The organism is Bradyrhizobium sp. MI1.3, from assembly GCF_055811695.1.
Genome location: NZ_JBVVPQ010000013.1, coordinates 99634 through 113931 on the forward strand (window position 1 = coordinate 99634; position 14298 = coordinate 113931).

Consider the following 14298-nt stretch of genomic DNA (forward strand, 5'->3'; position numbering starts at 1 on the left):
GCCCTTTCGTTCCTGATCCGTACCGCTATCCGCCCGCCTGCACGTTCCGGTAGCTTCGGCCTTCGTTGCGTATCACCGAGTGCAGGGAATGGCGGAGCCGGGCCGGCCAGTACGGTCGCAGGGGATTGCGGGGACGTGGCCCGCGGGCCGCGCCGCGTCCGCTGGCGGCCTCGCGCCTGCAGGCCTCGACCTCTGGACATCGCTGGCCGAGACCGTCCGCGCCTGGCTACGCGCCGAGGCTGGCGCCGGGCGGCTGTTGCCGTGGGTGCCCGTAGCGTTTGGCTGCGGCATCGCGCTTTATTTTTCCGCCGATCACGAGCCGGTGCTGTGGATCGTCGCCACGACCGCCATCGCGCTCCTGCTTGGCGCGGCTCTGTTGCGGCGGAGCCGGCTGTTCGCCCCGGCCATCATGATCGCGGCGGTCGCGGCCGGTTTTGCCGTGGCGACCTGGAAGACGGCGCGCATCGCTCACCCGGTGCTGGCAAAGTCGCTCTATTCGGTATCGTTGTCGGGCTTCGTCGAAGCCCGCGACATCCGCGAGCGTACCGACAGGTTCGTGCTGCGCGTCACCGCGATGGAGGCGCAGCGCAGCGACGTCAGGCTCGAGCGCGTGCGCCTGTCGGTCCGCAAGGGCACGGCGCCGGAGGTCGGCAATTTCGTTCAGCTGAAGGCGCGGCTGATGCCGCCGCTCGCGCCGGTGCGGCCCGGCAGCTACGACTTTTCGCGTGACATGTTCTTCCAGGGCATCGGCGCCTCCGGCTTCGCGATGGGCGCAATCACGGTGGCGGCGCCGCCTGAGACCGCCGGCTTGCGGCTGCGTTACGCGGCCTTCATGCAAGGCCTGCGCGATGCGATCGATGCCCGCATCCGGGCGACGCTCGACGGCGACAACCGGGCGATCGCGACCGCGCTGCTCACCGGGCGGCGCGATGCGATCACCACGCCCGTCAACGACGCGATGTTCATCTCCGGCCTCGGCCACGTGCTCTCGATCTCCGGTTATCACATGGCCGTGGTGGCCGGTGTCGTGTTCTTCGCGGTGCGCGCGCTGCTCGCTCTGATCCCCGGACTGGCGGCCGGCTTTGCCATCAAGAAATGGTCGGCCGCCGCCGCGCTGGTCGCCGCTGCGTTCTACCTGCTGCTGTCAGGTGCGGAGGTCGCGACGCAAAGGTCGTTCTTCATGACCGCGGTAGTGCTGATCGCGGTGATGGTCGATCGCCGCGCCATCACCTTCCGCACGCTTGCTGTCGCCGCGCTGATCGTGCTCGCGGTCGCGCCGGAAGCGCTGGTGCATCCGAGCTTCCAGATGTCGTTTGCAGCAACGCTCGGGCTGGTGGCGCTGGTGCAGATCGGCATGCCGAATTTGTTTGCCTCGCCGGACCATTCGGCGACTGCACGCATTGCGATGTGGGGCGGCCGCGAGATCGCGATGCTGTTCATGGCTTCGCTGATTGCGGGACTTGCGACCACACCCTACGCCGCTTTCCACTTCCACCGTGTCACGCCGTTCGGCGTGCTGGCCAATCTCGGCGCGATGCCGGTGGTCTCGGCGCTGGTGATGCCGGCGGGGCTGTTGGGGCTGCTTGCTGCACCGTTCGGGCTGGACAGCGTGTTCTGGTGGCTGATGGGGATCGGCATCGACTGGATGGTCGCGGTCTCGCGCTGGGTCGCAGCATTGCCGGGTGCCGTCGGCCGCATCGCGGCGTTCGGGATCGGGCCGCTGATCGCGGCGAGCCTGGGAATCATCGTGCTGGGCTTGTTGCGGACGCCGCTGCGCTGGTCCGGCGCCTTGGTGCTGCTGGCAGCGATCCTCTGGGGACTGTCGGCGCGGCAGCCCGACATCCTGATCGCCGGGGATGGCGCGAGCGTCGCCGTGCGGGGCAAGGACGGATATCTGCACCTGATCAGGACCAGCAAGGACAGCTTTCTGCTCAAGGAATGGCTCGCTGCCGACGCCGATCCGCGCGATGCCGGCAGAGCCTCGCTGGCTGATGGCGTGTCCTGTGACGAATCCGGCTGCGTGACGCCACTGATCGACGGGAGGCTGGTCGCGCTGGCACTGCGGGTCGACGCTCTCGCCGACGATTGCAGTCGGGCCGCGCTGGTGGTGACGACGCGTCCCGCGCCGCCCGATTGCGCGGCGATGGTGGTCGATCGGCAGCGGCTCGCCAGCCAGAGCGCACTGGCGCTGACGCAGCGTGGTGACGGATTTGTGGTTCAGGCGGTGAGGGCGAGAGGCACGAGCCGCCCCTGGTTGCCGGCCGGCGCCGGCGAGGGTGATTTCGACGGCAGCCTTGCGCCGAAGGCGACCGCGCCCCGCATCAAGGACGCAACGCCGGCGGAGACCGACTTGCAGGCCGACGATTGATCTGATGGTGCGGAGCAACGCAGCGGGTCGGTGCGTCCGCTCGGATTCGCTGGCGCAAACCACACCATCTCGCCGGCCACGGCCGGCGATGGCAATTCAATCCTGACCTCCGACCTCGTAGCCGGAGGGCGGCTGTTTCAGCCGATCGGCAGGTGCGTGACGGTCGGCTGCCTGTCGGCGATGATCTGCGCCTTGTGCTCGCGCTCGATGACCGACTGGGTCACAGGCAGTTGCAGCACGGTCGCGCGCTGGCCTTCGACGAGCTGCGTCACCAGCACAAATTTGCCGTCGGGGAATTCGATCGCGTCATGATGGCGGTCGGGAACGTGCGGATCGATCTTGCCGAACTTGCCCACGCGGGAATTGATGGTCCGCGTCCAGATCCAGCGATTGTCGTAGCGGACGTCGTCTGCGAAGGCGAGCTCCGTTCCCGGCAGCAGGCAGACGGCAACAGACGGATCGGCTGCGGAGGCGAAGCCGCGCGTCGAGGTGCCGCGGAAATTTGTCGTGACGATCGTCTCGCCGACTTCGGCGGGGCGCGACGCGACGGCATGCAGGCTGTAGTCACACATCGGGTGCTCCTCATGCTGGGATAGCAACCCGCGTCTCTTATCGAGGCGCAGGCCTCTATCAGAGTTGAAGCACGAAAGCTCTGCTCGGTTGTGGGCAAATCTGCGGCTGGTTTCCGCAAGCCGCGATCACATTATCTTTCCCGAATTCAATAGGAACAAAGAGAGTTGCGATGCATTCGGGAGGCGCATGCGCGAATATTGCCGGCTGGTGCAACGACCTCGATCGCTCGTCGCTGTTTCCTCGCACACTCGAGCCGCGAAGCGGTGCTGTTTCGGTGCTGCTTCTTGGGCGTCGCGAGTAGCCAGCGCCGGAGGAGGGGCCGGATAGTCTGTGCAGAACCAGAAAGACTATCCAGCCGGAGCGGACGATGATCCGCTCCAATCTCTGACCGGCGATGCCGATCGGAAGCGCGCGAGGCGCCAACTTCTCCAGGTATCAAGTACGTCCGGTATCAGTACTTCCGGTAAAGCCCGATCAGCTTGCCCTGAATCTTCACCCGATTGGGCGGCAGGATGCGGACCTCATAGGCAGCGTTGGCGGGCTCGAGCGCGATCGAGGCGCCGCGACGGCGGAAGCGCTTCAGCGTCGCTTCCTCGTCGTCGATCAGCGCCACCACGATGTCGCCGGTATCGGCGCTCTCGTTGCGCTGAATCAGCGCCATGTCGCCGTCAAGGATGCCGGCATCAACCATGGAATCACCGCGCACTTCCAGCGCGTAATGTTCGCCCGAGCCGAGCATGTCGGGCGGTACGCTGATGGTGTGGCTGCGTGTCTGCAACGCCTCGATCGGCGTGCCGGCGGCGATGCGGCCCATCACCGGTACCGCCACGGGGCGTTCGCCCTCGTCCGCGGGCAGGCTGGAGCCCGCACGCACCTTGCCGAGATTGCCCTCGATGACGCTGGGGGTGAAGCCGCGGCGGCTGCCGGCGGCTGCCTGGAGCTCCGGCAGCTTGATGACTTCAATCGCACGGGCGCGGTTGGGCAGGCGTCGGATGAAGCCACGCTCCTCGAGCGCCGTGATCAGGCGATGGATGCCCGACTTCGAGCGCAGATCGAGCGCATCCTTCATCTCGTCGAAGGAGGGCGGCACGCCGCTTTCCTTCAGACGTTCACTGATGAACCGCAGAAGCTCGTATTGTTTGCGCGTTAACATCTCGACCAAAGTCCCCCGGTTGATGTCGTCCGATTCCGAGACGCAGAATTCGGCAATAAGCCGCTACATGCTCGAAACAAATCATGAACGGACACTATATGTTCGATACATGTTCCGCAACTGCTTAATTTACCGTGAACAGAGCAAAGTTCGCAGAACGCGCGTTGCGGGGGTGCTCAGACGGGGAGCCGCAACACTTCGCAAGCCGTGCCGGCTTCGGCCTTCGGCGCGAATGGTGCGCGCACGAGAAGTACCTGTGCTGCAGCGAGATTCGCAAGCAGCGAAGAGTCCTGATGATTGACGGGAAGAACGACGCGTGTGCCATCGTCACGCTCCTCCAGATGCGCGCGCAGATAGTCCTCGCGCTGGTCGTTGGCGCCGACGCCGCGGCCGAGCACGGCGCGTTCGCGGCGATGGTGAATCACTGAACGGCCCGACAGGGCGCGAATCAGCGGCACCATGAACAGGAAAGCGCACACGTAGGACGACACGGGATTGCCCGGCAGGCCGATCACACCCATTGCGCCGAGTCGCCCGTGCATCATCGGCTTGCCTGGCCGCATCGCGATCTTCCAGAACGCCATCGCGATGCCTTCGTCCCGCAGTGCCTGCTGGACCAGATCGTGGTCGCCGACCGATGCGCCGCCGGTCGTGATCAGGATGTCGGCGCCGCTCTCGCGGGCGCGGCGGATGCCGGCGGTGGTCGCCTCCAGCGTATCGGCGGCAATACCGAGGTCGATCGTCTCGGCGCCTTCGCTGCGGGCGAGCGCGTGCAGGGCGTAGCCGTTGGAATAGACGATCTGGCCGTGGCCTGGCGTGGTGCCTGGCATCACCAGCTCGTCGCCGGTGGCGAGAATCGCGACCTTTGGACGCCTGAAAACGACAAGGTGCGGATGATTCATCCCGGCAGCGAGCGCGAGGTCGCGCTCGGTGACACGGCTTCCCTTGCGCAGGAGCACGTCACCCTCGCGGAAATCGACGCCGGCGGGGCGGATGTGCCGACCGGCGATCGCGGCTTCCTTGATCATGATCCGCTTGCCGGCGGCGACCGTGTCCTCCTGGATCACGACGGCGTCCGCGCCACCGGGAACGACGCCGCCGGTGAAGATCCGTACGGCCTCGCCGGCGCCGATCGTCCCGGCGAACGGTCGGCCCGCCGCGACTTCGCCGACCACGGTGAGCTCCGAATCGATCGTCGCGGCATCGGCCGCGCGCACCGCGTAGCCGTCCATCGCCGACATCGCCTGCGGCGGCTGCGTGCGCCGCGCCGCGAGGTCACACGCGAGCACGCGATGATGGGCCTCGTCGAGGGAAATCATTTCTTCCGGCAGCGGCTCTGCACCCGCCAGCACCGCGGCAAGCGCGTCGGAAACCGGCATCAAGGCCACGGCGAAAACTCCTGCTCGGCACGTTCGGGCGAATGTTCCGCACGTCTTCTAGCCGAGCGCGGGCGCAGAGGCAAAAACCGCTGAGCGGGCACAGTCATCCCGCCGCTTCACATTGTTCCGGAAGGCAGGATCAAGCGCGTCGCGCGGCCATGGAAGCGACGAAAATCACGGCAAGGAAAATCACGGCAAGGCGAGAACGACGAGCGCCCCGGGCTGCATCGATCAGCTCCCTGCCTGCCCGGGAGTTACGTCGGGCGCCTTGGCTCCCTGGTCTTTGTCGGGCAGCGGATCGGCCTGGGATTTCAGGTCGGCGGCCTTGCTCACAAGCTTGGCGGAAAGGTCCGAATCTGAAGTTGTCCTGGCGAATTCAAGAAGAAGAGAGGCCTGCTTGGTGAGGTAGGTTTTGCCCAGCACGATGATGCATCCGTCCGTAGAAGTCCCAACGGACTCTAAGAGTCCGGAAGGCGGTATTCCGTTCCCGGAACTCTGTACAAAAATGCACAAAGTGATCGGGTTCCTCAATTTCTCAAAATTGGTCCCGGCGGGCGGTGCCGCCGTGGGTTTCGCGACACCGACTCCTCGTCAAATGCCCAATGCCTTCAATGCGTTCCCGACGTCACGCGGCGAGGTCACATGCACCGCCGTCAAGCCGCGCGCCCGCGCTCCCTCGATGTTTTCAGCAAGATCATCGAAGAACACGATGCGCCCGGCGGGCACGCCGATCGCCGCAACGACGTGGTCGAAAGCCTCCGCATCCGGTTTGCGCAGGCCGATGCTGGACGACAAATACAGCTCTCGGAAGTGGCCGAGGAGGTCGGCATATTCCCTCGAGAAATGGTCCACGTGCGGCCGGTTGGTGTTGGAGAAAGCGTAGAGCGGCATCTGCTTCGCTGCCCGCGGCAGCAGCTCGGCGATGTCAGGCATTTCGCCGGCGAAGATCGCGTTCCAGCCTTCCAGGAACTGCGCGTCCGAAATGCCGATTCCGAGCGAGGCTCGCAATGAGGCGAAATAATCCTCATCGCTGATCTTCCCCATCTCGTGCAACCGATAGGCTTCGCTGTCCCGCACATAGCGCGCGACGATGGCTTCGGGCTTGCAGCCGGCATGTCCCGCCCAGCAGGCGATTGCCTTGGAGAAATCGATATCGAGCACTACGCGGCCGAGATCGAACAGGAGCGCATCCGCGCTGCCGGGAGAGAGCGATGTCACCTGCATCCTTTCACTCAGTATCGATATGGCTCGTGGTCGAACAGCGGAAACGCGCTGAACACACTCGGCGCGTTGGTTGCGGTCGCCTGGTGCAGGCAGGATTTGTCGAGCTCGGCGAACGACGTCGCACCCAAGAGGCCGAGGCAGCGCAGCACTTCGTCCTCGAGCAGCTCCAGCATGCGCGCCACGCCGGCTTCGCCGGCCGCCGCCAGCGCCCAGCATTGCAGCCGGCCGATGCCGACGAGGTCGGCGCCCGCCGCGATCGCCTTGACGATGTCGGTGCCGCGACAGACACCGCCATCGACCATGATCTTGGCGCGGCCGTTCACGGCATCGACGATCTCGGGCAGCACATGCATGGCGCCGCGACCGTGATCGAGCTGACGGCCGCCATGGTTGGAGACGTAGATCCATTCGACGCCGTGATCGATCGCGATCAGCGCGTCCTCTGGCGTCGCGATGCCCTTGAGGATCAGCGGGATCTTGAACTTGTCCTTGATCATCTTCACCGTCCGCCACTCCAGACCCTTCTGGTAATCGCCGCCGGTGGCGCGCAGGCGGCTCTCGCGAACGTAGCGCTTGGCGATGTCACGTTCGCGACGGCTGTAATGAGCGGTGTCGACGGTCAGGCAGAAGGCGGCGTAGGCGTTCTTCTCGGCCCGGCTGACGACGTCGGCAACGAAGGCGTCGTCGCCGCGCACATAGAGCTGGTAGAGGCGCAGCGCGTCGGGCGCAGCTTCGGCGGTCTTCTCGAGGCCGGGCTCGGACACGGAACTGAGCATGTGCGCCGCACCGAAAGTACCGCAGGCGCGTGCCACGCTCGCCGCACCATCCGGATCGAAGATCTCAAGCGCGCCGACGGGGGCGAGTACCACCGGCAGGCGCATCTTGCGGCCGAACTGCTCGACCGAGCCGGTGACCTTGCGGACATCGCGCAGCACGCGCGGGCGAAAGGCGATCTCGTCCAGTGCCATGCGGTTGCGACGCATCGTGGTCTCGGTCTCGGCCGCGCCGACGATATAATCCCAGGCATTCTGGTTGAGGTTGGCGCGGGCTTTCCGGACGAATTCATGCAGATTCTGGAACGGCTCGGTGCTGGCGCCGAGCTCGACGTTCCTTTCCGGTTGGATGCGGGGTGCTTCGTTCATTGTTATCCTCCCGAGAATTTGAAGCCTTCCCTCATCGCCTAACCCGTCCGGGGCGCCAAAACCATCCTAAAATGGCATGGCAGCGAGGCGTGGGCCGGCCGGCCGACCCCCGCTGCGCACCAACCGGGTCCTGCAACGTTGCCGAAAGTTTAGGTCCGGACGAAGGGATTTTTACGGTGTACCCGCCGGCGTGGCATCCCGGCCTTGAAGAAACCAGAATGGTATTGTGAGAAGCAGGCTGGATCGCCATTTGCATGGCGGCTCCCCAGCCCCACCGAACCGCGAAGCAAAAAGGCCAGCCTATCCATGCGGAAAACCCTGCTGTTTCCACTGGGCGCGCTCACCGGAGCGTGTCTGACCCTTCTGGTAGCCAGTCCGCACGGCGGCGTATGGGCGGCACGGGCGGCAGCGAGCGCGGATGACGCCTATTCCAAGCTCAATTTGTTCGGCGAAGTGTTCGAGCGGGTGAAGGCGAGCTACGTCGAGAAGCCTGACAATGCCAAGCTGATCGAAGGCGCGATCACCGGCATGGTGACCTCGCTCGATCCGCACTCGCGCTACATGAACGACAAGGCCTGGACCGAGATGCAGGAGACCACCTCCGGCGAGTTCGGCGGGCTCGGCATCGAGGTCACGATGGAGGACGGTCTCGTCAAGGTCGTCTCGCCGATCGACGACACGCCGGCGTCTAAAGCCGGCATCATGTCGGGCGACCTCATCAGCAAGATCGACGGCGATGCGGTGCAGGGCATGACGCTCGAGCAGGCCGTCAACAAGATGAAGGGGCCGGTCGAGACCCAGACCAAGCTCACGATCGTGCGCAAGGGCGCCGACGCCCCGCTCGACGTCGCGATCAAGCGCGAGATCATCCATGTGCGCCCGGTGCGCTTCCACGTCGAGAACGGCGACATCGGCTATATCCGCGTCACCTCGTTCAACGAGCAGACGACCGATGGCCTGAAGAAGGCGATCGCATCGATCTCCAAGGACGTTCCGCCGGAGAAGCTGGTCGGCTATGTGATGGACCTGCGCAACAATCCGGGCGGACTGCTCGATCAGGCCGTGTCGGTGTCGAGCGCGTTCCTGCAGCGTGGCGAGGTCGTCTCGACCCGCGGCCGCAATCCGGAAGAGACCCAGCGCTTCACGGCGCATGGAGGCGACCTCACCAAGGGCAAGCCGCTGGTGGTTCTCGTCAATGGCGGCTCGGCCTCGGCCTCGGAGATCGTGGCCGGCGCGCTGCATGACCACAAGCGCGCCACGCTGATCGGCACGCGCTCGTTCGGCAAGGGCTCGGTGCAGACCATCATTCCGCTCGGCACCGGCAACGGCGCGCTGGCGCTGACCACGGCGCGCTACTACACGCCCTCGGGCCGCTCGATCCAGGCCCAGGGCATCGCGCCCGACATCGAGATCCTCCAGGACGTGCCGGCCGAGCTGAAGGGCCGGATGGACACCATGGCGGAGTCCCAGATGCGCGGTCATCTCCAGGCAGCCGACGGCACCGAGCAGACCGGGTCGCAGTCCTATGTCCCGCCGGAAGCGAAAGACGACAAGGCCCTGCATACGGCCTACGACTTCCTGCACGGCCAAACTGCGAATGCGGTGGCCGCCAAGCCGGCGTCGAGGGCTGCGGTGCCGAACTAGGCCCTCGCCAGTTCCAGAGATCAATCGCCCGGGCGTGGTTGACCGCTCCCGGGCGATTTCGTTTTGGACGCCGTCTCAGCTGGGATTCATGGCCGCAAGGGTGGCCTCGTAGCAGCCATCGCGCTCGGCCCAGCGCAGGGCGCGGTCGCGCTCGACCAGCACTTCGTCGCGGGGATGGACCCGCAGCTCCAGCGGCTGCGTTAACAAGGTCGGCCGCGTGCTGAGAATCTGCCAACGACGCGACTTCCAAGGTCAAATTCGTCAAGCGCTCGGTCTTAGCTGAGTGACAGCGACGCCGGAGATCGCGAGCAGCCCGCCGATCATCAACATTGGGGTCATGCGTTCGCCAAGAAACAACACGCTCGACATCAAGGCGAACACCGGAAGCAGCAAACCGAAGGGCGCGACGCGACCCATGGAGCAACGCCCGATCAGCCAGAACCACAGGCCAAATCCGACAATTCCCCCGATGAAAATCGTATAGGCGAGTGCCAGCCAACCACGTCCATCTGCAGTGACGAGGCTCGCGAGTTGTCCACGTTCAAGGAGCAGCGACATCAACATGACCTGCGGCACCGTGAACAGCGAGGACCATCCCATCAACATCAGGGGATCAAAAGGGCCGTAGCGTTTCGTCAGGACATTGGACACCGCGAATGCGAAGGCTGCCCCGACCACGAGCAGCAGTGGAAGCGCGTTTGCGGACGGGCCGGGCCCCGCTGCCAGCACGACCACGCCGACAAATGCAAGCACCACTCCAGCGGACGTGGTGAGAGACGGCCGCTCCGCGAGCAGCGGCCAGGCCAGCAGGACGGTGAAGGGCGTGGCGAGTTGAATTGCGACGGCCGACATGCTTCCCGAGCCGAGGCCGAGGCCAACATAGAAGAGCCCGAAGTTCAGTCCGCCAAGGAAAAACGAAATCGCTGCGATCGGGCCAAACTGTTGACGTGCGGGCCTTTTGACAAAGGGAACAAGCAGCAGCGCGATGGCCAGGAAGCGCAGCGCGAGGAAGAAGAGGGGTGGAAACTCCATAACGCCCACTTTGATGGCCACGAATTGATAACCCCAGAGCAAGGGGACGACCACCGCGCAGACGATCTGAAAGCCGGACATGGTATCGTTCTTTTCAAGACCGTTCGGTCTAGATATAGGCGTGCGAGCAGCGGAAACGTCCATGGCTGTCTACCTGATGAAGCGGTCGAGAAAAGCGTCAACGGTGGCTTGCGAAATGATCCGTGTCGGTGCCGTTTTGCCGACCACCCGCAGGCCCTCGACGAAACAGACGAGAATTCGGGCGGCACTCGAAGGCTCGACACCATCGGCCAGCTTGCCCGCTGCCTTCGCACGGGAAAGTGCACCAGCCACCCGAGCCTCCATAGCTTTGAAAAAGCTCCCGATGCGACGATCAATTTCGGCATCACGGCCAGCCAGTTCCATGGCTGTGGCTACCAACAGGCATCCGCGCCGACCATTGGCACCGCTGTTGCGGTCAACATAGCCGGCAAGGTAGGCCCTTAGGCCGTCGATCGGCTCCCTGCGGGGGTCGAGTTCGATATCCATCCGTGTCAAGGCAATGGCAATGTAGCGATCAAGCGCAAGCAGGAACAGCGAGTGCTTGTCGCCGAAAGCGGCGTAGAGGCTGCCCCGCGAGAGCTTCGTCGCACGAAGAAGGTCCGGTAGCGCCGTGGCGTGATAGCCGCGGGACCAGAACACATCCATCGCGCGTTCGACGGCGGATTCCATGTCGAAACTTCGGGGACGGCCACGGGGCAACTGCACAGGGGTTTGGCGGGGCATTGCCGATATATAGACCGAATGGTCTTTAATTTCTAGGGGCGCCACCGCCGTTTGGCCGTCCGCCGATGTTTCTGCTTGGCCTCCCGAGCCGACAATTGCGCCTGTGTGAGTCCAGGCCCTAGCTTGCCTCCCGGCGGCGGCCTTCGTTGCCGCCGCGCTGGGCGAGACGGCCGCGATGAGCTGCGAACAGCTCCAGCACTTTGTCGGCGGGTTTGGCGGCGCTGAACAGATAGCCCTGCATCTCGGAGCAGCCGAGCGCGCGCAGCAACCGCTGCTGCTCCTCGGTCTCGACACCCTCGGCCGTGGTGGTCATGCGGCGGGCAGCCGCGAGATTGACGACCGCCTGCACGATGCTGGAGGAGCCGTCGGGGCCGGCGATGTCGTTGACGAAGCAGCGGTCGATCTTGATCTTGTCGAACGGGAAGCGGTGCAGATAGCTCAGCGAGGAGTAGCCGGTGCCGAAATCGTCGAGCGCGATGCGGACGCCGATGGCGCGGAGTTGATGCAGGATCGCAAGCGCGGTGTCGTCGTCGCGGATCAGCACCGCCTCGGTGATCTCAAGCTCGAGCCGGCTTGCCGGCAAATTGGAGGCGGCAAGCGCTGCCATGATCTTCAGCGCCAGCGTGCCGCTCTTGAACTGCACCGGCGAGACGTTGACGGCGAGGCGGACGTCGTCGGGCCAGTTCGCTGCGTCCCGGCAGGCGGTCGCCAGCACCCATTCGCCGATCTCGTTGATCAGGCCGGTGTCCTCGGCGATCGGGATGAACTCGGCCGGCGAGACCATGCCGCGTTCGGGATGGCGCCAGCGCACCAGCGCCTCGCAGCCGGTGATGCGGTCGTCCTTCAGGCTGAGGCAAGGCTGGTAATACACCTCGAGGCCGCCTTCGAGCCCGCCTTGAGCGATGGCGTGGCGCAGGTCGATCTCGAGCTGCCGCCGCTCGTGGATCTTGGCGTCCATCTCAGGCTCGAAAAAGCGATAAGTGCGGCGCCCGGCGGCTTTAGCGGCGTACATCGCCATATCCGCGTTCTTCAGGATCTGGTCCAGCGCCGTTCCATGTTGCGGCGCCAGCGCGATGCCGATGCTGGCGTCGGTGGCAAGATGATGTCCCATGCAGTCGAACGGCGCGCGGATGGCCTCAAACACCCGCGCGACGAGCTCGTTGACCTGATCCAGCGATGTCACCGCGCTCTGGATGATGGCAAATTCGTCGCCGCCGAGGCGCGCCACGAAGTCTGTCGGACCCGCACACCGGTGGAGGCTCTGCGCGACTGACTTCAGGAGCTCGTCGCCGATGAGATGCCCGAGCGCGTCGTTGACGCCCTTGAACTCGTCGATATCGATGTAGTGCACCGCGAGTTGTTCGCCCCCGGCGACGAGATCGAGTTCCTGACGTAGATGCTCGTGGAACATGGTGCGGTTGGGCAGGTCGGTCAGCGCGTCGTAGTGAGCGAGATGGGTGATGCGCTCCTCGATACGCCGGCGCTCCGTGATGTCCTCATGCGTCGCGACCCAGCCGCCGTCCGTGAGCGGTTCGTTGACGATCTGGATCGAGCGACCGTCGGAGGTCTCGACTACCATGGAATTGCGCACGTGGACGTCGCGCAGGACCCGTGCGACATACTGGTCCACATCGCCGGTGAACGAGCCGGTGGCTCTGCGGTGCGCAATGATATCGTGGAAGCTGCAGCCGGGTCTCACGATTTCGGACGACAGCCCGTACATCTCGATGTAGCGCTGATTGCAGATCACGAGCTGCTGCGATGCGTCGAACAGCAGCAGGCCCTGGGTCATGTTGTTGACGGCGCGGTCGAGACGCTGCTTTTCCAGCGTCAGCCGTTCCCGCGAAAGACGATGCTGCTCCAGGAGCTTGCGTATGATCGCGATCAGCACGCCCGCGATGGCGAGCGCGGAAGAGGCGGCGACCGAGATCAGGATGCCGATCTGCTCGCGCCAGTCCGTCAGGGCCGTCGCGCGCGTCGTGGTGGCCATCATCAGGATCGGGAAGTGAGGCAGGGCGTGTGAGGAAATCAGCCGGTCCTCGCCGTCGACGGGGCTCATGAAGCGGCCGGCAAAATGGTCGAGCCCGAAAACCCTTTGATGCGCGAACGGACCGTTCTTGAAATTCCGCCCCATCAATTCGCTGGAATGGGGATAACGGGCGAGCATCGTGCCGTCCCGGTGCAGCATCGAGATCGTCGTGCTTTCGCCGAGCACGGCGGACTCGAAGAACTTTTCGAAATTTGCCGGCTCGATGCCGCGTCCGACCGCACCCAAGAATTCGCCGTTCGGTCCGACGACCTTGCGCACGATCAGGATGGTCCAGGCGCCGGAGATGCGACTGTAGAGTGGCTCGATCAGGACGTCGGGAGCATCGGGATCGTACCGGAAGGTGCGAAAATAGGCGCGATCGGCAACGTTCACGTTCGGGGCCGGCCATGCCGTCGACGAATTGATCAAATTGCCTTCGGCATCGATGACATTCAGGCCGCCTATGTGGGGTAGTGCATCGATCTTCGAGCGCAGCATCCGGTGGAGGTCCTGGCCGGCGAGGCGCTTGCGATAGTCCGCCGCACTGGTGATGCCGCTCGCGCGGACGTAGTCGACGAAATCCTTCTGGATGACTGCGAAATCCTGCAATTGCTGGTCGAAATGATGGGCCAGCATCAGCACGGTGTTTTCCAGCTCGCGGCCGGAGCTGCGCAGCGCACGTTCGCGGAAATTCTGCGCCATCAGGGTCGCGCCGACCGCGATCGCAGCGATCAGCAGCGTGCCGCCCACCACCAGCCAGCGGATCGGTCCGCTGCGCACGAAGGCCTGGTCAAAAAGGCGACTGCCGAATCCCGTCATCATGATCGATCGTTGTGGTGCACACGTCAGGGTCAATTCTTGGCCCCGGGAACATCCGTCGGTTTACGGGAACGGAGTGGAGGCGAAGTTAGCAAGCTGGGTTAATGCGCCGTGAACGGACGCTCGCAAAAGCAATCAATATGCGGGACGCGAGACGTGCAGCATTGTCG

12 protein-coding genes are annotated in these 14298 nt (G+C 64.7%); 2 read left to right on the forward strand and 10 right to left on the reverse strand.

Annotated elements, in window-relative coordinates; all coding sequences use genetic code 11:
- The first annotated feature begins 88 nt into the window (after positions 1–88).
- A complete protein-coding gene (locus AC0L3A_RS12370) occupies positions 89–2368 on the forward strand; it encodes a ComEC/Rec2 family competence protein (RefSeq protein ID WP_473254435.1) in 2280 nt (759 codons plus the stop codon).
- Between the two features lie 137 nt (positions 2369–2505).
- On the opposite strand, the gene AC0L3A_RS12375 is transcribed toward AC0L3A_RS12370, so the two are convergent.
- From AC0L3A_RS12375 to AC0L3A_RS12400, 6 genes are all read right to left on the reverse strand, one after another.
- Positions 2506–2940 carry a hypothetical protein gene (locus tag AC0L3A_RS12375; protein WP_007590582.1) on the reverse strand — a complete coding sequence of 145 codons (435 nt, stop codon included), beginning with the start codon at positions 2938–2940 and terminating at the stop codon, positions 2506–2508.
- 452 nt (positions 2941–3392) lie between these two features.
- A complete protein-coding gene (gene lexA / locus AC0L3A_RS12380) occupies positions 3393–4094 on the reverse strand; it encodes a transcriptional repressor LexA (RefSeq protein ID WP_007590583.1) in 702 nt (233 codons plus the stop codon).
- Between the two features lie 176 nt (positions 4095–4270).
- On the reverse strand, positions 4271–5482 hold the full coding sequence (locus tag AC0L3A_RS12385; protein WP_473254436.1) for a molybdopterin molybdotransferase MoeA: 1212 nt from the start codon (positions 5480–5482) through the stop codon (positions 4271–4273).
- 222 nt (positions 5483–5704) lie between these two features.
- Positions 5705–5896, reverse strand: coding sequence for a hypothetical protein (locus AC0L3A_RS12390; RefSeq protein WP_007590586.1), 192 nt, complete (start codon positions 5894–5896; stop codon positions 5705–5707).
- Between the two features lie 168 nt (positions 5897–6064).
- Positions 6065–6697, reverse strand: a complete 633-nt coding sequence (locus AC0L3A_RS12395) for an HAD family hydrolase (RefSeq protein ID WP_027567128.1) — start codon at positions 6695–6697, stop codon at positions 6065–6067.
- A gap of 8 nt (positions 6698–6705) precedes the next feature.
- Entirely contained in the window at positions 6706–7839 is a 1134-nt protein-coding gene (locus AC0L3A_RS12400) for an alpha-hydroxy acid oxidase (protein ID WP_473254437.1), read from the reverse strand.
- A gap of 306 nt (positions 7840–8145) precedes the next feature.
- On the opposite strand from AC0L3A_RS12400, the gene AC0L3A_RS12405 reads away from it, so the two are divergent.
- Complete coding sequence (locus tag AC0L3A_RS12405; protein ID WP_007590590.1) at positions 8146–9483, forward strand: S41 family peptidase; 1338 nt, start codon at positions 8146–8148, stop codon at positions 9481–9483.
- A gap of 75 nt (positions 9484–9558) precedes the next feature.
- On the opposite strand, the gene AC0L3A_RS12410 is transcribed toward AC0L3A_RS12405, so the two are convergent.
- From AC0L3A_RS12410 to AC0L3A_RS12425, 4 genes are all read right to left on the reverse strand, one after another.
- Complete coding sequence (locus AC0L3A_RS12410) at positions 9559–9690, reverse strand: hypothetical protein (RefSeq protein ID WP_256375787.1); 132 nt, start codon at positions 9688–9690, stop codon at positions 9559–9561.
- 54 nt (positions 9691–9744) lie between these two features.
- Positions 9745–10596, reverse strand: a complete 852-nt coding sequence (locus tag AC0L3A_RS12415; RefSeq protein ID WP_473254438.1) for a DMT family transporter — start codon at positions 10594–10596, stop codon at positions 9745–9747.
- 69 nt (positions 10597–10665) lie between these two features.
- Positions 10666–11226 (reverse strand): TetR/AcrR family transcriptional regulator, encoded by a 561-nt coding sequence (locus tag AC0L3A_RS12420; RefSeq protein WP_245285849.1) that lies wholly within the window; start codon positions 11224–11226, stop codon positions 10666–10668.
- A gap of 172 nt (positions 11227–11398) precedes the next feature.
- Positions 11399–14131 carry a bifunctional diguanylate cyclase/phosphodiesterase gene (locus AC0L3A_RS12425; RefSeq protein ID WP_473254439.1) on the reverse strand — a complete coding sequence of 911 codons (2733 nt, stop codon included), beginning with the start codon at positions 14129–14131 and terminating at the stop codon, positions 11399–11401.
- Positions 14132–14298 lie beyond the last annotated feature (167 nt).

Bases quoted from the DNA above. Each gene is read 5' to 3' on its own strand.
- AC0L3A_RS12370 (WP_473254435.1), top strand. From the start codon at position 89: ATGGCGGAGCCGGGCCGGCCAGTACGGTCGCAGGGGATTGCGGGGACG.
- AC0L3A_RS12395 (WP_027567128.1), bottom strand. From the start codon at position 6,697: ATGCAGGTGACATCGCTCTCTCCCGGCAGCGCGGATGCGCTCCTGTTC.
- AC0L3A_RS12400 (WP_473254437.1), bottom strand. From the start codon at position 7,839: ATGAACGAAGCACCCCGCATCCAACCGGAAAGGAACGTCGAGCTCGGC.
- AC0L3A_RS12425 (WP_473254439.1), bottom strand. From the start codon at position 14,131: ATGATGACGGGATTCGGCAGTCGCCTTTTTGACCAGGCCTTCGTGCGC.
- AC0L3A_RS12405 (WP_007590590.1), top strand. From the start codon at position 8,146: ATGCGGAAAACCCTGCTGTTTCCACTGGGCGCGCTCACCGGAGCGTGT.
- AC0L3A_RS12415 (WP_473254438.1), bottom strand. From the start codon at position 10,596: ATGTCCGGCTTTCAGATCGTCTGCGCGGTGGTCGTCCCCTTGCTCTGG.
- AC0L3A_RS12375 (WP_007590582.1), bottom strand. From the start codon at position 2,940: ATGTGTGACTACAGCCTGCATGCCGTCGCGTCGCGCCCCGCCGAAGTC.
- lexA (WP_007590583.1), bottom strand. From the start codon at position 4,094: ATGTTAACGCGCAAACAATACGAGCTTCTGCGGTTCATCAGTGAACGT.
- AC0L3A_RS12420 (WP_245285849.1), bottom strand. From the start codon at position 11,226: ATGGAATCCGCCGTCGAACGCGCGATGGATGTGTTCTGGTCCCGCGGC.